This window comes from Cytobacillus sp. C11.1 (assembly GCF_058145115.1).
In genome coordinates this window covers 1929140-1951666 of the sequence record NZ_CM176935.1, presented here as the reverse complement: position 1 = coordinate 1951666, position 22527 = coordinate 1929140, and the positions used below count along the sequence as shown (strand labels likewise).

Below are 22527 nucleotides of genomic sequence, written 5' to 3'. Positions count from 1 at the left end.
CAGGTACCCCTCCTGCCTAGTAAACCCCTATTTGCCATATCTCTATTATAATATACATAAAAGGGTAATAAGCAACTGAAAGCTAAAAGCTGAATGAAACATAAAAAAGATGTGCAGGTTCTGCACATCTTTTTCCATTGGCTCTGATATACTTGGGGTGTTATTTTCCGCTGCGGCAATCGCTTTTCGCGGGCTCCCGATCTCCGCGGCTTCCTACGCCTTTTTGAGTTTCCTTAAAGTGCGCTTTTCCACCGGGCACGAAGGAATTAAGAGTGCATTTTAGAGAATAACCGGCCTTCGCTCTAATCAGCACAGTGCCAAATCACAGCTTTTCTATTAAAAATTTTCAAGAGCATTTCCATCCATAGGCTGAAGCTTGTACGGAGGGCACACAAGGAGCAGGCCATTTATAACTGTTTCATCCTCTTCATTTGTTCCCTGGACTTTGATTTGAACAGTATGGCTGCTCGTGTTGACTTCCGTTACCTCGAATAAGAATTGAACTGTCCCATAATGATAGACCGGCTTTATATACTCAATATCCTGTTTTAAAACATGGCTTCCCGGACCGGGCAAATATTTTGAAACAGCTGAATTTATGATACCATTTAGCATTACACTTGGGACGATCGGCTTTTTATAAGGCGTCTGCGAAGCATAGTCATGCTGAATATATAGCGGGTTGGCATCGTTCGTCAGGCCCAAATATAATAGTAAATCTTTATCTTCTATCTTTTCTGTAAGCGTCAATTTTTCTCCTACAGATATTTCTTCAATTCTTCTTCCCAATTTTCTTTTTTTTCCAAGCAGCATCTCTCTGCACCTCCGAGTAATGTAAACGTTTACAAGGTTGCTGAATAAAAAATAGACTGTTAAATAATTTTTATTATTCAGTCTATTTATTTTATCATAACATTTTATACCATTCCCAAAAAGAGTCTCTAGTAAAAAAATTCGGGGAAATCTCCCCGAATTTTTTTGCCTTATGCCAATACTGCCATTACATTGCGAACTGCTTCAGCTGACTTATCTAATGCGGCTTTTTCTTCATTTGTTAATTCAAGCTCAATAACCTTTTCAATCCCATTTGCTCCAAGGATAGTTGGCACACCAAGGTAGATTCCTTGGTAACCATACTCACCTTCAAGGTAAGCGATAGAAGGAAGAACACGGCGCTGATCTTTAAGGATAGCTTCACACATCTCAACCAGGGATGCAGCCGGCGCATAATATGCACTGCCATTTCCTAATAGGTTAACGATTTCTCCGCCGCCTTTGCGTGTACGTTCAACAATAGCATCAAGACGATCCTTTGGAATTAAAGTTTCTAAAGGAATGCCCCCTGCATATGAATAGCGTACCAGGGGAACCATATCATCTCCATGTCCTCCAAGTACAAATCCGGTAATATCCTTTACTGACAGGTTTAGTTCCTGTGCAACAAATGTACGGAAACGGGCTGTATCAAGTACTCCTGATTGGCCAATGACACGGTTTTTAGGGAATCCTGATTCTTTAAATACTGTATAAGTCATAGCATCAACTGGGTTAGTTAGCACGACGATAAAGCTATTTGGTGAATATTTAGCAATCTCCTGGGCTACACTTTTCATGATTTTCTGGTTTGTTTGAACAAGGTCATCACGGCTCATGCCTGGCTTGCGGGCAATGCCTGCGGTGATCACAACGATGTCAGAGTCCTTTGTGTCTTCATAGCTTGAAGTACCTGTAATGTTAGCATCAAAGCCTTGTACAGGGCTTGCTTCAAGCATATCAAGCGCTTTCCCTTTTGTAGGGTTTTCCATTTGTGGAATATCAACTAAAACAACATCTCCAAGTTCTTTCTGGGCAAGCAGGAAAGCTGTTGTTGCACCAGTAAATCCCCCGCCAATAACAGAAATCTTTTTGCGTTTCAATGACATGAATAGTTCCCCCTTTAGGTATTTAAAGTATCAGGATTTAGCCTGAATTATATAAGAGGCCGTTCTGAAAGAACAGCCTTCTTAGGAGAAAAAACATTGCCCGCTGGACAAACTATGTCCAGATATGCGGGCTTTTAGGTTTATTGAACTTTTGATATTATTCCATGTTCTTGATTAATTCGTCACCGAATTCAGAGCACTTCACTTCAGTTGCTCCATCCATTAGGCGTGCAAAGTCATATGTTACGACTTTAGAAGCAATGGATTTTTCCATAGACTTAACGATCATGTTGGCAGCTTCATTCCAGCCTAAGTGTTCAAGCATTAATACACCGGAAAGAATTACTGAAGAAGGGTTAACCTTATCTTGGCCAGCATATTTAGGAGCTGTACCATGGGTTGCTTCAAAGATCGCATGCCCAGTTTCATAGTTGATGTTAGCGCCAGGAGCAATTCCGATACCTCCAACCTGTGCTGCGAGTGCATCAGAGATATAGTCTCCATTTAGATTCATTGTAGCAACCACATCGAATTCTTTAGGGCGAGTAAGGATTTGCTGAAGGAAGATATCAGCAATTGCATCTTTAACGATGATTTTGCCTGCTGCTTCAGCATCTGCTTGAGCGCTGTTAGCTGCTTCAACGCCTTGCTCATCTTTAATGCGGTCATATTGAGCCCATGTAAATACTTTATCGCCGTATTCTCTTTCAGCAAGCTCATATCCCCAGTTTTTAAAGGCTCCTTCAGTAAACTTCATGATATTGCCTTTATGTACTAATGTTAAGGATTTGCGTCCCTCTTTAATTGCATACTCAATAGCTGCACGCACAAGACGGCTTGTTCCTTCCTCTGAAACAGGCTTGATGCCAATTCCGGAAGTCTCAGGGAAACGGATTTTATTAACACCCATTTCGTTCTGAAGGAAAGAGATTAATTTCTTAACTTCATCAGAACCCTTTGCATACTCGATTCCTGCATAGATATCCTCAGTGTTTTCGCGGAAAATAACCATGTCAGTATCCTGCGGGCGTTTAACCGGAGAAGGTACACCTTCAAACCAGCGAACCGGACGCAAGCAAACAAATAAGTCAAGCTCTTGGCGAAGCGCTACGTTAAGAGAACGAATTCCGCCTCCGATAGGAGTTGTTAAAGGTCCTTTGATCGCGATTAAATACTCATTAATTACATCTAAAGTTTCGGATGGAAGCCACTCGCCAGTCTGGTTAAAAGCTTTTTCTCCTGCTAAAACTTCTTTCCAAACAAGTTTGCGCTCCCCTTTATATGCCTTTTCAACAGCGGCATCTAAAACTCTGGAAGCAGCAGCCCAAATATCCGGGCCTGTTCCGTCGCCCTCGATAAATGGAACGATTGGGTTGTTTGGTACATTTAGTACACCATTAGTAACTGTAATTTTTTCACCTTGCATTGTTTATACCCTCCATTTTGAAAAGTGCGAGCATCAGCCTTTTTATGTATCTTCTTGCGGCGATGCTGCAGCAGTATATCAGAATCAAAGGTTAGAAGGCATATGCCTCTAACCTTTTCCCTGCTCTCTCTATTACAGCAATTTTTTGATAAAAAGTAAAATGCTGAGTATTTTTTTTATTGCCTCTTTTAAATTTAGCTGTTGTTTTCCGCTGCAGACAGCAGATTATCAGCCTCTTTGGTCAACAGGCACATATTTTTGCATTCCTGGGCCTGTGTAATCAGCACGAGGGCGGATTAAACGATTGTTTTCGTACTGTTCAAGAATGTGTGCAAGCCATCCGGAAACACGGCTAACTGCGAAAATCGGCGTGAACAGATCATGGTCAATGCCCAGGCTGTGGTAAACAGACGCAGAGTAGAAGTCAACATTAGGAGGAAGGTTCTTCTCTCCTGTAACGATTCCTTCGATCTGAGTTGACATCTTATACCAGTGAGGTTCGCCAGTTAGCTCGGTAAGCTTCTTTGACATTTCTCTTAAATGTTTGGCACGCGGGTCGCCCTGGCGATAAACGCGGTGTCCAAAGCCCATGATTTTTTCTTTGTTGTTAAGCTTTTCACGAATATATGGTTCCACATTTTCTAATGTGCCGATTTCAGTAAGCATTTTCATTACTGCTTCATTAGCACCGCCGTGCAGTGGGCCTTTTAAAGCGCCGATTGCAGCAGTTACACCAGAATAGATATCTGACAATGTTGCCACACAAACACGTGCAGTAAATGTTGAAGCGTTTAGTTCATGGTCTGCATGAAGGACTAACGCCTTATTAAATGCTTCTACAGCAATATCTTCAGGCTCATTGCCAGAAAGCATGTACAGGAAGTTTGCCGCAAATCCGAGATCTGTTCTTGGAGCAACCGGCTCAAGTCCTTTTCTCACTCGTGCAAATGCCGTTACAATAGCAGGCATTTTAGCTTGGAGGCGAATAGCTTTTTTATAGTTAGCTTCTTCATCCATCTGGTCTGCTTCATTATCATAAAGTCCTAAAAGAGACACAGCCGAACGAAGGGCAGCCATTGGATGCACTTTGTCAATCGGATATGTTTTAAAATGGTTCAATACTTCCTCAGGAAGGGAATAGTTTTCAGCAAGCTGCTTTTTCAATTCCTCCAATTGTGATTGTGTTGGAAGTTTCCTGTGCCATAAAAGGTAAATTACCTCTTCAAAACTTGCATTTTCAGCCAGATCATCAATATTGTAGCCTGCATAAGTTAAAGTGTCGTCTATGATGGAACTTATAGACGAAGTAGTAGCAACTACCCCTTCAAGACCGCGTGTTACTGTCATACCGAATCTCTCCTTTACATAATAAAATTTCCCCATACCCATTTTTGTCTGTACATGTCGTAAGTAAGCCGAACCTGTTTTTCAACTTTTCAGAAAAGCTTCCTTGAGCAGGTTCAACCTGTCCGGATTTTACCGTCCATTTGAACATGCTTTTATACAGGCTACTTAACAGCCTTTGCAAGTCGGCTTGGGTTAGCCGATCCACAGACCAAAATCATGAAAGGTGAAACTTCCATTTAGTGAGAGGCCACTCCCCGATATACGAAGAAGTAAACTTTCTTTTGGCATACTTTCCATCGAGCGGTTGCTCGGTTACGCTGCAAAAAAAAGAAAATGCTTACATTTTTTTTGTACTCGAAAAATATAAAGTATATTAATAATATTTTAATAGAGCTTAACTGAATATAAAAGGTACCGCGAATTAGGTTGCGCTTACAAGTCCTATTATAAACAATTATCTGACTTTTGTGAACGGAAAGCACTCAAATTGTTAAAAAATATTATTTTTCGAAAAAAGTTATTTAAAAAATTCAAAGATTCTCATCGCCATGTAAGCAATCCCTGCACCAATCAGAGGACCGACGGCAACCCCTTTAAACAGCGATACAGCAAGAATGGTACCAAGCACAAGAGCGGTTGTAATATGGGGATCCTCTGCGAGCAAGCTAATACCGCCTTTCGCCAGGAGTGCCACAGCCATACCTGAAATCAGGGCAATCCATGCAAAAGGTGATTTAAAGGCTCCGGTCAAATCACGGAATCCGATCTCTCCACTAGCAATTGGCGCCAGGACAGCAATTGTGATGATGGTCACACCCCAATTGATTCCTTTGGATTGCAAAAAAGAGAATGACTTTGAATCAAGGCCTGCAGCTTTTAGGACAATCAATACAAAAACCGCAACCATCAATGATTGATTTTTGGCCACAACGCCTATAGCCAGTAAAAGAAGTAAAAATATGAGTGATTGTGAAAACATCTACTTATTCACCTGCCAGCTCTCTATATTATCGTAACATAATTTCTTCACTTTTAATAATTTCTATGTTTTTTTTGCCTATTTCATAAAAAATAGAATACTTATTATAATAGGCTTAATAGTATCTTTCTTCTTAAGAAGAGGTAAGTATTTTTTCATTTTAAGCAAAAAGAAAAATGGTGTATGATGATATTAATTAATAATTTGCATAAAAATGGAATTATTAAAGGCTAATCCTAATTGAAAAGGAGGCAGTTTTTTGAATCCCGCATACATATATCGGACAGTAAGATTTTTCTTTGTCATTGGATTTGTGATTTTAAGCTTATATGCTTTTTTCTATTTATCTAAAGTTACCTATCCTTTTTTGATTGGATTGGCCATTGCTTTTCTTATTAACCCGTTTGTTAATTTGCTAGAAGCAAAATGGAAAATGCCGAGGGCCTTGGCTGTACTTATTGCATTAATTCTTATCTTTGCCATTTTTGCAGGATTAATCACACTGCTTGTAGCTGAAATTGTTTCAGGAGCGGATTATTTGGCAAAAGTCGTGCCTACCCATCTTGAAACATTAATCGGCTTCATTGAACAGTTTTTTGCCGGTCAAATTATTCCGCTCTACAATCAGCTTGCGAGTCTATTTAATAATCTCGGTACCGGCCAGCAAGATACCATTTTAACGAACATTGAAAATGTAGGAAAGCAAATTGGCTCCACTCTGGGAGACTTTATCCAGGCATTTTTTGAAAAGATCCCAAATATCCTATCCTGGTTCCCAAATGCGGCTACTGTTTTAATTTTCTCGCTGCTTGCCACTTTTTTTATAAGCAAGGATTGGCACAGGCTTTCAGGATTATTCAGCCGAATGATTCCCAGCAGGGCCAAAACAAGCGGAAGAACCGTTTTCACAGACCTGCAAAAAGCCCTTTTTGGTTTTATAAAAGCGCAGGCAACTTTAGTATCCATCACAACTGTTATTATATTGGCGGGACTCCTGATTCTCCGAGTTGATTATGCGATCACAATAGCGCTTGTTACAGGCCTGGTGGACATCATTCCTTATCTTGGTACAGGGTTGATTTTTGTCCCCTGGATCATCTATGAGGCCATCGGAGGAGAAATGAGCAAAGCAATTGGCTTAGGGATCCTCTATGTAATCGTCTTAGTGCAACGCCAGATTATGGAGCCAAAAATTCTCTCATCGAGCATTGGCCTTGACCCATTAGCCACCCTTATTGCCTTGTTTGTCGGCTTTAAATTAATCGGCTTCCTAGGATTAATTGTAGGACCGGTTACACTTGTATTAATCACTACCCTGCATAAAGCAGGCGTCTTCAGGGATATATGGATGTTCATAAAAGGGAATGAACAAGATGCATAGAAAAGCCGCTCCTGATAAAGGAGCGGCTTTCTATTTATATATACAGATATTTTTATCTAATGATTGTAATCGTGCCCTTGTTCATCCATTTTCGAATTCCGATAAGCAAAACTTTCTTATACAGCCTTCTTGTCGGAGGAGCCAGAAGAGTAAAACCAGCTGCATCTGTTATGAAGCCGGGGGTAAGAAGCAAAGTGCCCCCTACAAGAATGCATACTCCATCAAGGATAGTTTCTCCGGGCATTTGTCCATATCGAAGCTGGTCCTGCAATTTTCTGATTGTTTCCAGGCCTTGCTTCTTAGCCAGATAAGCTCCGAGAATACCTGTGAAAATGATGAACGCCAAGGTAGGCCATAGACCGATTGTATTTCCTGATAATAACAAAATTCCTATTTCAGCCGCTGGTACGATAATCAGCAACAAGAGAATGTAGCGCATATAGCCACCTCTTTTTAGTTTAAGACTTAAGTTAATTATATCAAATAAATGAACGGTACCTATAACAATTTGTCCATCCTCTTTTTCATTGTATTCGCTATTCAGAAGAAACATTCAAAAAAAGGAAGGGGCTGCCCTTCCTTTTTAAAGTAATACTTTATAGTACGCTTGCATGCCCGTTATAGATAACACCGCGCTGAGAGTCAACTGTTACTTCCTGTCCGTCTTTTAACAGGGTTGTCGCTCTTTCTACACCTACAATAACTGGAATACCAATATTAAGCCCAACAACTGCTGCATGGCTTGTGAGGCCGCCTTCTTCAGTAATAAGAGCGCTGCACTTTTCAATTGCCGGAACCATTTCACGGTCTGAACCAATGGTTACTAGGATTGACCCTTCCGTAACCTTCGCAAGTGCCTCTTCTGCATTTCTGGCAATTACAACTTTACCGAAAGCAGATTTGCGCCCAATGCCTTGTGCTTTTGCCAGGACATCGCCGACAACATGAATTTTCATCAGGTTAGTCGTACCTGCTTCACCAACAGGAACTCCTGCAGTGATGACCACCATATTTCCAGAAGCAACAATTCCGCTGTTTAAGCTTTCTTCAACAGCAATATCAAGCATATCATCTGTTGTAGTCGCTCTTTGGCCGATTTGAGGATATACCCCCCATGTTAGAGCAAGGCGGCGTGACACATGGTCATTGGATGTTACAGCTACAATTGGAGCTTTTGGACGGTATTTCGATATCATTCTTGCAGTATGGCCACTCTCTGTTGGTGTAATGATTGCATTTACATCCAAGTTCAATGCTGTATGCGCAACCGATTGTCCGATCGCATCTGTAATATTATGCTCATTATCCTTGCTGCGGTTGGATAAAATTTCTTTGTGGTCCAGCGCTGACTCAGCTCTGGATGCAATGTTGTGCATCGTTTGCACCGCTTCAACAGGGTATGAGCCCGCAGCTGTTTCGCCTGATAGCATGATGGCATCCGTTCCATCAAAAATGGCATTTGCTACGTCACTGGCTTCCGCACGTGTAGGTCGTGGATTCCGCTGCATGGAATCAAGCATTTGTGTGGCAGTGATTACGGGTTTTCCCTGTGCATTACACTTTTTAATTAATTTCTTTTGTACAAGAGGTACTTCTTCTGCGGGTATTTCAACACCAAGATCGCCTCGCGCCACCATCAGTCCATCTGAAATCTCAAGGATTTCATCGATATTATCAACGCCTTCCTGGTTTTCAATCTTAGGAATGATGTTAATATGGGCAGCATTATGCTCTTCAAGAAGCTGTCTGATTTCCAATACATCTGATGCTCTGCGGACAAATGATGCAGCAATAAAGTCTACTCCCTGTTCTATTCCAAATAGAATATCCTGCGCATCTTTTTCTGTAATTCCAGGCAGGTTCACAGATACTCCAGGAACATTCACACCTTTCTTATTCTTCAATGTTCCGCTGTTTAATATTTTTGTGTGGATTTCACTATTTGCTTTATCTATCTTGGTAACTTCCAGACCGATTAGTCCGTCATCAAGCAAAATTTTACTTCCAGTGTGAACATCTTCAATAAGGCCGGCATATGTAACAGAGAACTTCTCAGGTGTTCCCTCAACCTCATTCATGGATATGATAATATCGTCACCTGCTTTTAACTCAATCGCACCCTCGCGCATATTGTTCGTACGGATCTCCGGACCCTTTGTATCCAAAAGGATCGCTACCGTTTTACCAGTGCTTTTTGATGCTTCACGAATATTTTGAATCCGCTGGCCATGTTCCTGAAAATCACCATGGGAAAAATTCAACCGGGCCACATTCATGCCTGCCTGTATAAGCTGTGTCAACTTTTCTACACTTTCACTGGCCGGGCCTATTGTACAAACGATTTTCGTTTTACGCATATAATTTTACCTCCTGAAATGAATGAAGCTTAGTAAAGCAGGCAGCTTGTAGTAGCAGCTCTGCTTATTTGGCTTTATAACTAACTTAACAAAAAACTAAATAGAAAGTTCTTTTGACAATTTATAAAGATCTAAATCAAGTGTGTGCTCTCTATCAAGAATTTCAATTATATTATGGTCAACAAGCTTATTATTTTCAATTCCAACTGCGCGTCCGCCTTGCCCTTCAAGCAGCAGCTCTACTGCACGCGCTCCAAGACGGCTTGCGAGTACTCGGTCAAAGGCTGTTGGAGATCCGCCGCGCTGCATATGCCCTAGTACAGATACTCGTGTATCAAAGTCTGTTGTTTCCTTAATCTGCTTGGCAAAATCCACTCCACTGCATACACCTTCTGCAACTACAATGATACTATGCTTTTTGCCTCGTTCATGCCCTTTTTTGAGGCGTTCAGCAATTTCATCCATATTATAGCCTTCTTCAGGAATAAGGATGGTTTCGGCTCCACCGGCTAAACCTGCCCAAAGAGCAATATCTCCTGCATCTCTTCCCATTACTTCAATGATAAACGTTCTTTCATGCGAAGTAGCTGTATCACGGATTTTGTCAATCGCATCAATAACCGTATTTAATGCGGTGTCAAAACCAATTGTGTATTGAGTTCCCGGTATGTCATTATCAATGGTACCAGGGACGCCAACACATGGGAAGCCTTGTTCAGTTAAAGCTCTTGCTCCGCGGTATGAACCATCCCCTCCAATGACCACCAGACCATCGATGCCGTGCTTTTTCATTTGTTCAATGCCCTTCTGCTGGCCTTCTTTCGTTTTAAACTCTTCGCTTCTTGCAGAATGCAATACGGTTCCCCCGCGATGGATAATGTCACCAACAGAACCCAGGTCAAGCTTTTTAATATTCCCGGTCATCAAACCTGAGTATCCGCCATAAACGCCATAAACTTCAATATTATGATAAATTGCTTTACGGACAACCGCACGAACAGCAGCGTTCATGCCCGGAGAATCGCCGCCGCTTGTTAATACTCCTATTTTTTTCACAATAACCACCCCAGATTAGTTTTTATATAAAGATGAAAAAGCGTGTTGTTTATTGCGCTGCTTTCACCGGCCTAAATATCTTTTAAATCATGACCGAACCGAAATTTGTATGTAATGACAGGCTCATTATGTAAAGCCGCAAGGCTGCTTATCTTATTATGAACAAAACGCTTGTGAATATTTCTAAAATACCATGAAGAAGGACGCATCTCAACTTAATCAGACGATTTAAAACAAAGACAGAATTATCGGTGAACTGAAAGCGTTTTATATTGGAGAAGCAGTGATTTACGTCACACCAACTGGGATCGAGTATATCAAAAAATAAAAACGTGCCCGAAAGCACGTTTTTATTTTACCCCAATAAATTCCTTTAAAAACGAATATTCGCCGATAGATTTGAACTTGTTGTATCGGTGGTCGACCAGCTGTTCTTCAGACAAACTCATTAAATCCCTTAAAGAGCTATTAAGGACAGATTCAATTTCTGCTGCCTGGGTTTTAACATCTTTATGGGCGCCGCCTTTTACCTCGTCAATAATCTCATCCACAACGCCAAGCTCTTTTAAATCCGGCGCGGTGATTCTCATCGATTCTGCTGCTTTTTTTGCCTGGGAAGCATCTTTCCAAAGAATCGCAGCAGCTCCTTCAGGGGAGATTACGGAATAAGTGGAGTTTTCAAGCATATGAATATGGTTTCCCACACCCAGTGCAAGCGCACCTCCGCTTCCCCCTTCACCAATGACGATGCAAATGACTGGGACCTTTAAACTGGCCATTTCAAATAGATTTTTGGCAATGGCTTCACTTTGGCCTCGTTCCTCGGCTGCTTTGCCCGGGTAAGCGCCTTTCGTATCAATAAAACAAATAATCGGCCTGCGGAACTTATCCGCCTGCTTCATAAGCCTAAGCGCTTTGCGGTATCCCTCCGGATGAGGCATTCCAAAGTTTCTGCGAATATTCTCTTTCGTATCTTTTCCGCGCTGATGCCCGATGACGGTCACCGGAAGGCCTCTAAATTTCGCTATACCGCCGACAATCGCTTCATCATCCCCAAAGGCACGGTCACCATGGCATTCGAAAAAGTCATCAAAAAGATAAGAAATATAGTCCAGCGTAGTTGGCCTGGCAGGGTGTCGTGCAATTTGCACGCGATCCCAAGGTTTCATATTTTCATATATATCCGCTTCTAACTTTTCCAGGCGCGCTTCCAGTTTTTCTATCTCAGAGGACAAATCAACATCGGCCGTCTTTGTAAAGTCTTTTAGTTCTGCAATCTTTTTTTTCAGCTCCGTTACCGGACGTTCAAATTCTAATTCTCCTGCCATTGGAAGTCACCTCCTGGTTGATGTATGGATAGGATAGTTGATATCTTTTCTTTTAATTCTGTTCTTGATATAACTGCATCCAATTGCCCATGTTTCAATAAGAACTCGGCTGTCTGGAAATCCTCAGGCAACTCTTCCCGAATTGTTTGCTCAATGATACGGCGGCCGGCAAAGCCAATCAAAGCTCCTGGTTCAGCCAAATTATAATCTCCGAGGGAGGCAAAGCTAGCTGAAACACCGCCTGTTGTCGGATGAGTCATAATGGAAATAATCAGTCCTCCATTATCACTGAACCTTTTTAGGGCTACACTCGTTTTAGCCATTTGCATTAGGCTAAGGACCCCTTCCTGCATCCTCGCACCGCCAGAAGCAGTAAAAATAATAAAAGGAACAGCTAATTCATCAGCTTTTTCGATGGCACGGGTGATTTTTTCTCCGACTACAGAACCCATGCTTCCCATCCTGAATGTAGAATCCATGACAGCCACTGCTATTGTTTGGCCATCCACAGTGCCTGTCCCCGTGACAACCGCTTCATTTATTTTTGTCTTTTCACGATCTTTCTCGAGCTTTTCAATATAATCCGGAAAATTTAAAGGATTCTCCGAAATCATATTCGCATTAATTTCTTCGAAGCTATTCGGGTCTAAAAAGCTTGCCAATCTCTCTTTTGAGTTCATGGAGTGATGATAATGACAGTGGAAACATACCTTTAGGTTTTTAACAAGCTCCTTAGTATACATGATTTTTTTGCAATTTGGACACTTGGTCATGATTCCTTCCGGCACATCCTGCTTTGCCGTTTCCGATGGAATGGTTGCATATTTCTTTTTCTTCGTCTTTGTAAAAATATCTTTAAGCAAGATGAAACCTCCCTGTTTATTGCTGTAAAAACTTCCATAATTCCAAATAGTGGTCAGACCACTAATTTAAAAATGAATGCCTATATCCTAGGCCTCCTATATACTGCTTGTCTGATTCTTATAATATAGAATATAGCAACTGTGAAATCTGCAAAAAATTGTCGTTAACCTTTCGACAATTTTCTTAAGTTTTTATATACACGAATAACTTCAGACTCATTCTTAGAAATCAATGTATCAATTAGCTCAGCGTATTCTTTTTTAGCCACGATCATTTTCTTTAAATCTAAGGAATTATAATAATCTTTCAAAATCATCCATATCCGTAAAAAAAGGTGATTATCCGCAAGGGTGACAACCTCCAGGAAAAACTCATCATCTGTATACTCTGACTCCAGAGCCCAATTTCTGAACTTTAGAAGCTGATCTTTTTCAGCCTTCTGGATGATTAGCCATAAGCAATCGAGCTCAATCAGAAACTTTGTCTCTTTTACATCCCGTATTGCTTTTTGGTCCTGAAGAATAAATGTGCTTAGCAGCTGTACAAGCTGGTTGCCTCTAAAATCCCGGATAAAAGTCCCTTCACCTCTCCTTGTTTCAATCAAACCTAGAAGTTCAAGGGCCCTTAAAGCTTCCCGAACGGAAGAGCGCCCGACACACAGGCGCTCTGAAAGCTCTCGTTCGGAAGGCAATCTATCTCCAGGCTTAAGTCCATCATGCTCGATCATGGACCTGAGCTGTTTTACTATTTCGATATAGACCTTCGTATTATTTTGTGGTGAATTCACGTATGGTATCACTCACCTTTTCCGATGACCGCAAGGCTTCTTGTTTTTTCCTTTACTTCATTAGGATCAACCTTAATACGCGCAACTCCCGTTTCCATTGCTGCTTTAGCTACCGCAGCCGCAACTTCTGGAGCCACACGCGGATCAAATGGCCCTGGAATGACATAATCAGCATTAAGCTCGTCCTCTTTAATTAAGCCTGCAATTGCTTCTACAGCAGCTACCTTCATTTTCTCATTGATATGAGTAGCCCTGACATCCAAAGCACCACGGAAAATCCCTGGAAATGCCAATACATTATTCACCTGGTTTGGAAAATCCGATCTCCCGGTACCGACAACCATTGCTCCTGCTGCCTTTGCTTCATCAGGCATGATCTCAGGAGTAGGGTTTGCCATGGCAAAAATAATAGGGTCCTGGTTCATTGTGCTGATCATTTCCGCAGTTAATGCTCCTGCTACCGATACGCCAATGAAAACGTCTGCCTCTTTTATGACATCAGCAAGATTGCCTTTTACATTATCTCGATTTGTGTATTTCGCTACTTCATTCTTTATTTCATTCATGCCTTGAGGGCGGCCTTCAAAAATAGCGCCCTTTGTATCGCACATAATTATATCGCGGACACCGTAACTGTAAAGGAGCTTAATTATGGCAATGCCTGCAGCCCCCGCTCCGTTTGCAACAACCTTGATTTCATTCATTTTTTTGCCGGAAAGCTTTAATGCATTCACTAGGCCTGCAACTGTTACAATCGCAGTACCATGCTGGTCATCATGGAAAACAGGGATATTTGTTTCCTTCTTTAAGCGCTCCTCTACATAAAAGCAATGTGGAGCAGCAATATCTTCAAGATTCACGCCTCCAAAAGTCGGCTCAAGAAGCTTGACCGTTTCAACAATTTTATCAACGTCTGTAGTGTTTAGACAGATTGGAAAAGCATCTACTCCTGCGAAACTCTTGAATAAAACAGCCTTTCCTTCCATAACTGGCAGAGCAGCTTCCGGCCCAATATTCCCCAGCCCCAGCACAGCCGTGCCATCAGAAACCACCGCAACCATATTGCCTTTCATTGTATACTCATATACAGTCTCAGGCTTATCGTAGATCTCCTTGCAGGGCTCAGCCACACCCGGTGAGTAGGCAAGGCTTAAATCTCTCGCATTGCGCACCTGGACCTTTGATTTTGATTCCAGTTTCCCCTTATTCACTCTATGCATATGCAGTGCTTCTTCACGTAAGGTCAAAATATTCACTCCTCAATTATCCGGCAGCCGGACTGGAATTATTATATATAACAAAGCATAATGAACAAACTTTATATGGCCCGATCTCCGGCACGATATCTAATCCGCACATATATGGATGAATGCTGCAAATTGACAGTCATCTATTTTCTTAGGTTCGTTTATTCTAATTCACCATAGTGGTCAGACCAGTTTTTTTTCTTCTTACAAATATACCATAATTGTTATTGTTGTAAAGGGAAATTACTTTAAAATCACGTTAGTCTCTCCAAGTGAATTAGTTAGCTGATTCATGAATTCATCCGATGGCTGAACCAAGTCCTCTTCCCCAAGGCGTATGCTTTTTTGGGTGCTTTCGTAATATAGAACAACCTGTATCGTTCCTTCATTTTCCTTAAATAATTCCTTAAGGAAACGTAGATTTTCTGCTGTTTCCTTCTCCTTTGTAATCCTGAGATACAAAACAGGATTCTTGTTTCCCATTCTATCAATTGCTTCCTTTGCATCCTCTAGCTGCTGCAAGATCAGCTGCTTTTTTCCTCCACGCTCTTCCATCTTCCCTTCCGCAAAAATAATGTTTCCTTGAGAACATAGAGCGGCATAACGGTTAAAAACCTTTGGAAATACGACTGCCTCCATATCGCCCGACTGGTCGCTTAATGAAAGAAAGGCCATCGGCTCCCCTTTTTTCGTACGAATTTTCTTCACATCCGACACATATACAACTGTTCTCGCTTTTTTGTCTTCAGGTTCAAGCTCCAAAAGCGGAACGGCCCCAAGGAGAGTAAAATGAGGTTCATATACTGAAACGGGGTGGTCCGATAAATACAGGCCAAGTACTTCCTTTTCTAATTTCAGCTTATCCTCTGGCCGTATAGGATCCATTTGAGCATATTTTGGCTTTGGAAAAAATTCATCGTCTTCAAAGAAATCAAACTGCTCATCTTCCGGTTTAACCAGCTGTGCATGTTCCGCAGCCACATCGAGGCTGGCAAGCAGGACAGCTCTGTCTTCTCCAATTTCGTCAAAGCTGCCTGAATGAACCAGGGCTTCCAAAACTTTACGATTAACAGCTTTTGTTGATACTCTTATGCAAAAATCGAATAAATCCTCAAACCGCTTATTTTTTCTGGCCTGAAAAATATCCTTTAATGCCGCTGCTCCTACTCCTTTAATAGCTGCAAGACTATACCTAATCGAGTCTTTTTCAACTAAAAAGGAATAGCCGCTTTGATTTATAGAAGGAGAAAGGATGGATAAGCCCATTTGCTTCAGCTCTCTGATATATTGAGCAATCTTACCTTCATTCCCGATAACTGATGTCAGCAAGGAAGCCATAAAGTGCAGCGGAAAGTGGGTTTTCAAATAGGCAAGCTGGTATGCTATAAAACTGTAGGCGACAGCATGGCTTCGATTAAAGCCGTAGTTTGCAAAACGTACAATCAAGTCATAAATATCATTGGCGGTTTGTTCACTGTACCCTTTCTGTAATGCTCCGCCAACAAAATGGCTGCGCTCCCGATCAAGTACTTCCTTTTGTTTTTTGCTGACTGCCCGCCTCAGCAAATCTGCCTCTCCCAGTGAGAAGCCTGCCATTTTTGCGGCAATTTGCATAATTTGTTCCTGATAGACTATGACTCCATAAGTATTTTCAAGAATAGCCTTTAGATCCGGGTGGGGGTAGGATACTTCTTGCCGCCCATGCTTCCGGTCGATAAAAAGCGGGATATTTTCCATTGGCCCAGGACGATAAAGCGCATTGACGGCTACAATATCTTCAAAACGGGTTGGCTGCAGCCTCGTCAGGACACTTCTCATTCCTTCTGATTCAAGCTGGAAAATACCAGTTGTGTCACCTTGTCCAAGGAGGCTATAAACCGCTGGGTCATCCAGCGGAATTTTTTTGATATCAATTCGCTGACCTGTTTTTCTATGGATTGAGCTTAAAATATTTTCAATCAATGACAGGTTCCTGAGCCCAAGGAAGTCCATTTTCAGTAAACCGACATCCTCCAGATGTTCCATAGAATATTGAGTCAAATAGACATTTTCATGGCCTTTTTGGATGGGAATCGCTTCTACCAGAGGATGCTCGCTGATGACTACGCCAGCGGCATGTGTAGAGGTATGCCTCGGCAGACCTTCCAGTTTCAGGGCCGTTTCGAATAGCCTGCGGTTTAACTCAGTTTCTTGAGTAAACGCTCTCAGCGGTTCAGACTCTTTGTAAGCCTCTTTCAGATTGATGCCCAGTTTGGACGGGATTTTTCTCGAAAGAATGTCTAACTCTTTTGGATTTAACCCGAATGCCCTGCCGACATCCCGCAATGCTGCTTTCGCCGCAAGTGTTCCGAACGTAAGGATTTGGGCAACATGAAGCTCTCCATATTTTTTGGATACATACTGAATAACCTCGTCCCTTCTGTGATCCGGAAAATCGATATCAATATCAGGCATGGAGATTCTTTCCGGATTAAGGAATCGTTCAAACAGCAGCTTATGCTCGATTGGATCCACATCTGTTATGTATAAAACATAAGCAACCATTGAACCAGCTGCGATCCCCGCCCTGGACCTGTTAAAATGCGATTGTCTCTGGCAAATCTCATAAAATCCCAGACAATTAGGAAATAATCGCTGAATTTCATTTTTTTTATTATTTTAAGTTCGTATTTTAAGCGTTCGCTATGTTCAGCTTCTGCATCTGGATATCTTTCAGCAAAGCCTTGCCAGCAAATTTCCTCTAGCAGCCCATTGGCACTTAAGCCTTTTTCAGTAGGATACTTTGGAAGGTTTTGTTTGTGCAACTCAAGCATAACGTTGCATTGGTCGGCAATCTTAATGGTATTTTCCAAAGCACTTGGGTATCCGGACAATAACTCTACCATTTCCTGCGGAGTTTTTAAGTAATATTCATCACTTACCAGGCGCTCTCTGCCTTCATCCTGCAGCTTCTCCCCATATTTTATGGCCAGCAGGCATTCATGGGAAAAAGCATCTTCCTTCTTAAGATAGTAAACACTATTAGCGGCCGTCAGCTCGATTCCCGTTTCTTCAGAGAGGCGGGCCAGGCCATCCTGAATTTTTTTCTCTTCAGGCAATCCATGCTCTTGCAGGGAAAGAAAAAACGAGTTTCTTTCAAAAAGCATACTTAAAAGCTCTGCAGCCCTTTTAGCTTTATTGAATTCTCCATCCGCCAGATTCCTCTCAACCTCCCCTTCAAGGCCAGGAGTTAAGGCGAATAGACCGCCAGCATAATGCTTGAGCCACTTAACCGGGATTCCTTCGTGTGATTTTGTCTGGACTGTGCTTGTGATTTTTAATAGATTCTGAAACCCTTTCTGATTTTTGGCCAGAAGGACAATTGGATAAGCCTCGCCTTCATCCTCCTCGCTCAGTACATCCACGGTTAAGCCCAAGATTGGCTTGATGGACTGCTTCAAGCATTCTTTATAGAATGCGACCGCACCGTACATGACATTTTTGTCAGTTAAAGCCAGGGCGGGAAATCCCTTTTCCCTGGCACTTGAAACAAGTTGCTCTATTCTTGCTGTGCTGGACAGCAGGCTATAAGCGCTATATACATGAAGGTGAATAAATGACACGTTTCTCACACCCTTATTTTCTCTGCTGCTTTTATTATAGAACGCCAGTTTCCAAAAAGAAAATATGTTCTCTTTTTATAACCCGGCAGCCAAACATATTTTTAAAAGTTTGTCCATATGATGAAGTATCAAGATAAATCAGGCAGGACTTCTCCTGCAGTTAGGATGGATGATATGAATACCCAGCCTTTTTTTTCTACATTAATTGAGAGTTACTTCATTGCTCTTGGTGTTTTAGTAGGCGGTTCGATCATCGGCGGATTGGCTGCTTTTCTGACAGGCAAGCCTCCTTTGAATGAAATATTCCAAATTTCCAATATGATTCGCATTTGGGCTATCATTGCTGCAATCGGCGGCACCTTCGATACAGTTTACAGTTTTGAAAAGGGTGTATTGGATGGTCAGACGAAAGATATTTTTAAGCAATTCATGCTGATTCTTTCTGCTCTTGGCGGGGCCCAAACCGGTGCCATGCTTATTAACTGGCTGACTCAGGAGCATATTTCATGAGAATCCCGCCATACTATCGCCTTCCATCCTGGCAGCGCTTTTTTGCGGGCATGGCCATAGGAGGCATTATAAGCTGGTTTATATTTTTGTATATTTTTGGTGAGTGGCAGGAAAAGTACAGCAAGGAAATCAAGATGCAAAAGGATACCATTGATGAATTGGTTAAAGATAAAGAAATTTGGCAGGAGGAATTTAAAAAGCTTAATAAGGAAAACCAAAAAAACCTTACTGTTCAGGAGATTACTATTAAAATTGTAAACGGCGAGAAATACAAGCTGGATTCTTTCAGTGTCTTTCAGCTGGAAGATGATATTAAAGAGGACATTAACATGATGATTGCCAAGGATATTGATACAGTTTATAAAAGCAGTGAACTGATTAAAAAAATAATAGAAAATAGGACACATAGAGTGAATGAAAAAAGATACCGAGTTGAAGTAAAAGAGATGGTGATTTATACAACTGTTTCGATAGAATTGATTATTATGCTGGATTGAGACCCGGCTAAAGGCCGGGCAATCCAGATATTAGTTCTCTTTGCAGGCTTCCTCCAAATCCCTTACTACCGAATCCAGTTCATCCCATGAATAAATAGATGCTCCGGCAGCAAGAGGATGGCCCCCTCCTTTATACTTTCTCGCAATCTCATTGATAATTGGACCTTTCGATCGGAAGCGGACACGGATTTGATCACTTTCCTCAATAAAGAAAACCCACGCTTTTATTCCCTGAATATCACCAAGGGCACTTACAAGAAGAGATGCTTCCGATGGCACTGCCTGAAACTCCTCCAACAGTTCCTTTTTTAGAACCATTATAGCCGCCCCATATTTTTTCATTTCAAAGTTTTGCAGTACATAGCCCTTTAATTTAACGATATTTGCTTTTAGCTCATACATTTTATTAAACAGTTCGGGCCGCGAAAAATTATAGTGAATCAGCTCTCCTGCATATGCAAATGTCTTTTCTGTTGTGCTTGGATAAAGAAAACGGCCAGTGTCCCCTACTATCCCGGCAAATAATAGTCTTGCAGCTTCATCCGACATCTTTAGGCCCTGGTCTTTCCCAAAGAGATAAAATTCATAAATCATTTCACTCGTGGAGCTTGCATCTGTATCAACCCACATTTTGTCTCCATAAGGATCCATATTCGGATGATGGTCAATTTTAATTAGCATATTGCCCTGGTCGTATCTGCCATCACATATACGCTCAGCATTAGCTGTATCGCAGACAATTACAAGTGCTCCATTATATGTATCATCAGGTATTTCATCGAGCCTTCTCATAAAGTGCAGAGTTTCTTCTTCCTTGCCTACAGTGAAAACATTTTTTTCAGGAAACGAAGCCTTCAGGATTTCTGCAAGCCCTCCCTGTGACCCATACGCATCCGGATCGGGACGGACATGCCTATGTATAATGACCGTTTCATGTTTTTTAATTTCATCAAGTATCTTTTGTTTCATGGCGCGCTCCTTTTATTCGGAATACTTTATTTTTACCACATCATGGTGAAAAAGAAAAAGAAAACTCAGCACACTTATGGCATTTTTTCAATTATGCAGGTAGAATGATAAGAGATTGTCGAAACTTGGAGGTTACGATATGCCTATCTTTGTAATTCTGATCATTCTCTCTTTTTCTTTCTATATTTTTTACAAAATCAAATTCTTCAGAAGCAAGCAGCCGTCTGAAAGACAATGGATATCTGCGAAGTCTAAAATGGCGCTTGGTGCATTTGTTGCTTTCTTTGGATTAAATCAGCTGTTTTTATATGATACAACCACAGCGCTTATTGTCGGTATTATTTTTATCCTTGTTGGAGGATTTAGTATTTGGGGCGGCATAAAAGCCTATAAGTTTTACCAGCCTTATGCAGCAAAAGAAGCTGAGGAAGCAAGGAAGAATTAAGAAGATCGCTGGCAGACCTATTGTTAAAATTAAGAATTAAAAAAGCCGTTTCCTATTGGAGCGGCTTTTCTTATACCCAAACCACAAATGGGCTCCAATTTTAAATTAGTGCCGATCAATCAGCTGGCACATCATCATGGCCTTGCCAACGAGGACACCTTCATTAAATACTTCCACATCCACTTTCCCAAATTTGCGTCCTACTTCCAGTACTTTCGGATAGATCTCAAGCATGCTGTCAATCTGTACAGGCTTAATGAAATAGATCGTCATATTTTCTACGACCAGATCCCCTTTTTTATAGCTTCTTAAAACTCTGTTTGCTGCTTCAGAGACGATTGTCGTAAATACTCCATAAGATATCGTTCCAAGATGGTTGGTCATCTGCGGAGTAACTTCGCATCCATAAACATCCTCGCCCTTTGTTTTTCCTCTTGTCAGTACAAGCTGGTTTGTAACAATATCATCAAGGGTCTCACCCACTTGCGGCTGGCGCTGAATCATTTGCAGCGCTTTTAGAACATCCTGTCTGCTTACAATGCCTTCCAGCTTGTTCGATTCATCTACAACTGGCAGCAGTTCAATGCCTTCCCACACCATCATATGGGAAGAAGAAGCTACGCTTGTTTTTCCGCCAACAGTCATTGGGTTTTTGGTCATTATTTTTTCGATTGCCGTCTCCGGATCATGGCCCATAATATCCTTGGATGTCACCACTCCCTGAACCTTCAGGTTATGGTCGACCACCGGAAAACGGCTGTGATTGGTTTCGCGGTTGTATTTCAGCCAATCAGCAATCGTATCCGTCGTTTTCAAGACAATAGCCTCATGAAGAGGGGTCAGGATATCCTCCACAAGGACAATTTCTTTTTTGATCAACTGGTCATATATTGCTCGGTTAATCATTGTCGCGACGGTAAATGTGTCATAGCTGCTCGAGATGACCGGCAGCTGGAGCTCATCAGCCAGCTTCTTAACATGATCTTCAGTATCAAAGCCTCCCGTTATTAAAACCGCAGCCCCTGCCTTCAATGCCAGTTCATGGGCCTGTGTCCGGTTTCCGACAATCAACAGGTTTCCGGCATCTGTATACCGCATCATCGCTTCAAGCTTCATTGCCCCAATAACGAACTTGTTCAGCGTTTTGTGAAGACCTGCTCTTCCTCCCAGTACCTGGCCATCAACAATATTCACAACTTCAGCAAAAGTCAGCTTCTCGATATTCTCTTTCTTTTTGCGTTCTATCCGTATCGTGCCCACACGTTCAATCGTGCTCACATACCCTTTATTTTCAGCGTCCTTAATCGCTCTGTATGCAGTCCCTTCACTGACTGCAAGTGCCTTGGCGATCTGTCTGACTGATATCTTTTCCCCTACGGGCAGTTCATCAATGTATTGTAAAATTTGCTCATGCTTAGTAGCCAAGACTTTCACCCTCTACAAATTATTCCTAACTTTCATTATAAGGGTAAAAAGGCCTTGATACAATTGACTTCAGCAATATTGGCCTATCTGCTCAATGAACGGACCTTTTTTTGGCCATCATTTGCCGTGTGCGTTTTTGGACAGTTTCCGTTTTTTTCGGAGCATACAGCAAAGCAGTCAAATTTCCAGCAATAACAAATAGGGCAAATGCCAGCCAGCTAATGGCAAATATCCCTTCTGCTCCGCCATTAAAAACGCCAAGCCTTGGAGCAGCATAATAAAGCATCAATCCGCACAGCAGCAAACATAATAAATATCGGTTTTTGTTCATCTTAAGCTTCCTCCCTCATAACTTCCTCTTTAAAATGTATGCGGACAGGCCGGG

At 41.7% G+C, this 22527-nt stretch carries 19 protein-coding genes and 1 pseudogene; 4 read left to right on the top strand and 16 right to left on the bottom strand.

From position 1 onward, the window contains the following. Positions 1 to 336: 336 nt before the first annotated feature. The 5 genes from AC3ZVC_RS09650 to AC3ZVC_RS09630 all read right to left on the bottom strand — a co-directional run bounded on the left by AC3ZVC_RS09650 (position 337) and on the right by AC3ZVC_RS09630 (position 5674). Positions 337 to 813, bottom strand: coding sequence for a MaoC/PaaZ C-terminal domain-containing protein (locus tag AC3ZVC_RS09650; protein WP_490068132.1), 477 nt, complete (start codon positions 811 to 813; stop codon positions 337 to 339). Between the two features lie 170 nt (positions 814 to 983). Continuing rightward, entirely contained in the window at positions 984 to 1922 is a 939-nt protein-coding gene (mdh, locus tag AC3ZVC_RS09645) for a malate dehydrogenase (protein WP_490068131.1), read from the bottom strand. 157 nt (positions 1923 to 2079) lie between these two features. Then, positions 2080 to 3348, bottom strand: coding sequence for an NADP-dependent isocitrate dehydrogenase (gene icd, locus AC3ZVC_RS09640; protein ID WP_490068129.1), 1269 nt, complete (start codon positions 3346 to 3348; stop codon positions 2080 to 2082). A gap of 228 nt (positions 3349 to 3576) precedes the next feature. After that, positions 3577 to 4695, bottom strand: a complete 1119-nt coding sequence (citZ, locus tag AC3ZVC_RS09635; RefSeq protein ID WP_490068128.1) for a citrate synthase — start codon at positions 4693 to 4695, stop codon at positions 3577 to 3579. Positions 4696 to 5212: 517 nt separating this feature from the next. Beyond that, the gene (locus AC3ZVC_RS09630; RefSeq protein ID WP_490068125.1) at positions 5213 to 5674 is read right to left on the bottom strand and encodes a DUF441 domain-containing protein; all 462 of its coding nucleotides are present in this window, start codon (positions 5672 to 5674) and stop codon (positions 5213 to 5215) included. Between the two features lie 259 nt (positions 5675 to 5933). On the opposite strand from AC3ZVC_RS09630, the gene ytvI reads away from it, so the two are divergent. Continuing rightward, positions 5934 to 7055, top strand: coding sequence for a sporulation integral membrane protein YtvI (ytvI, locus tag AC3ZVC_RS09625; RefSeq protein ID WP_490068123.1), 1122 nt, complete (start codon positions 5934 to 5936; stop codon positions 7053 to 7055). A gap of 52 nt (positions 7056 to 7107) precedes the next feature. Here the strand turns inward: ytvI and AC3ZVC_RS09620 are convergent, their stop codons facing one another. The 8 genes and pseudogenes from AC3ZVC_RS09620 to dnaE form a co-directional block, all read right to left on the bottom strand. Continuing rightward, positions 7108 to 7494 (bottom strand): FxsA family protein, encoded by a 387-nt coding sequence (locus tag AC3ZVC_RS09620; protein WP_490068121.1) that lies wholly within the window; start codon positions 7492 to 7494, stop codon positions 7108 to 7110. Positions 7495 to 7651: 157 nt separating this feature from the next. Further along, positions 7652 to 9412: a pyruvate kinase gene (gene pyk, locus AC3ZVC_RS09615; protein WP_490068119.1), complete on the bottom strand. Its 1761-nt coding sequence runs from the start codon at positions 9410 to 9412 to the stop codon at positions 7652 to 7654. Positions 9413 to 9508: 96 nt separating this feature from the next. Continuing rightward, positions 9509 to 10468 (bottom strand): 6-phosphofructokinase, encoded by a 960-nt coding sequence (gene pfkA, locus AC3ZVC_RS09610; protein WP_490068117.1) that lies wholly within the window; start codon positions 10466 to 10468, stop codon positions 9509 to 9511. 350 nt (positions 10469 to 10818) lie between these two features. After that, positions 10819 to 11796: an acetyl-CoA carboxylase carboxyl transferase subunit alpha gene (gene accA, locus AC3ZVC_RS09605; RefSeq protein WP_490068115.1), complete on the bottom strand. Its 978-nt coding sequence runs from the start codon at positions 11794 to 11796 to the stop codon at positions 10819 to 10821. Next, positions 11781 to 12659: an acetyl-CoA carboxylase, carboxyltransferase subunit beta gene (gene accD, locus AC3ZVC_RS09600; protein ID WP_490068113.1), complete on the bottom strand. Its 879-nt coding sequence runs from the start codon at positions 12657 to 12659 to the stop codon at positions 11781 to 11783. The genes accA and accD overlap by 16 nt, the downstream gene beginning before the upstream one ends. Positions 12660 to 12823: 164 nt before the next feature. After that, positions 12824 to 13387, bottom strand: coding sequence for a FadR/GntR family transcriptional regulator (locus AC3ZVC_RS09595; protein ID WP_490068876.1), 564 nt, complete (start codon positions 13385 to 13387; stop codon positions 12824 to 12826). Positions 13388 to 13455: 68 nt separating this feature from the next. Continuing rightward, complete coding sequence (ystJ, locus tag AC3ZVC_RS09590) at positions 13456 to 14694, bottom strand: NADP-dependent malic enzyme (RefSeq protein WP_490068111.1); 1239 nt, start codon at positions 14692 to 14694, stop codon at positions 13456 to 13458. Positions 14695 to 14937: 243 nt separating this feature from the next. Further along, positions 14938 to 18296, bottom strand: a pseudogene (gene dnaE, locus AC3ZVC_RS09585) (DNA polymerase III subunit alpha). Between the two features lie 117 nt (positions 18297 to 18413). On the opposite strand from dnaE, the gene ytrH reads away from it, so the two are divergent. Then, entirely contained in the window at positions 18414 to 18806 is a 393-nt protein-coding gene (gene ytrH / locus AC3ZVC_RS09580; protein ID WP_490068109.1) for a sporulation membrane protein YtrH, read from the top strand. Beyond that, complete coding sequence (gene ytrI, locus AC3ZVC_RS09575; protein WP_490068108.1) at positions 18803 to 19303, top strand: sporulation membrane protein YtrI; 501 nt, start codon at positions 18803 to 18805, stop codon at positions 19301 to 19303. The genes ytrH and ytrI overlap by 4 nt, the downstream gene beginning before the upstream one ends. 30 nt (positions 19304 to 19333) lie before the next feature. On the opposite strand, the gene AC3ZVC_RS09570 is transcribed toward ytrI, so the two are convergent. Further along, on the bottom strand, positions 19334 to 20272 hold the full coding sequence (locus AC3ZVC_RS09570; protein WP_490068106.1) for a DHH family phosphoesterase: 939 nt from the start codon (positions 20270 to 20272) through the stop codon (positions 19334 to 19336). 139 nt (positions 20273 to 20411) lie between these two features. On the opposite strand from AC3ZVC_RS09570, the gene AC3ZVC_RS09565 reads away from it, so the two are divergent. After that, a complete protein-coding gene (locus AC3ZVC_RS09565; protein WP_490068105.1) occupies positions 20412 to 20717 on the top strand; it encodes a YtpI family protein in 306 nt (101 codons plus the stop codon). A 105-nt stretch (positions 20718 to 20822) separates the two neighbouring features. Here the strand turns inward: AC3ZVC_RS09565 and AC3ZVC_RS09560 are convergent, their stop codons facing one another. Further along, positions 20823 to 22142, bottom strand: coding sequence for a DRTGG domain-containing protein (locus AC3ZVC_RS09560; RefSeq protein ID WP_490068104.1), 1320 nt, complete (start codon positions 22140 to 22142; stop codon positions 20823 to 20825). 91 nt (positions 22143 to 22233) lie between these two features. After that, positions 22234 to 22473, bottom strand: a complete 240-nt coding sequence (locus tag AC3ZVC_RS09555) for a hypothetical protein (RefSeq protein ID WP_490068102.1) — start codon at positions 22471 to 22473, stop codon at positions 22234 to 22236. Positions 22474 to 22527: the final 54 nt, after the last annotated feature.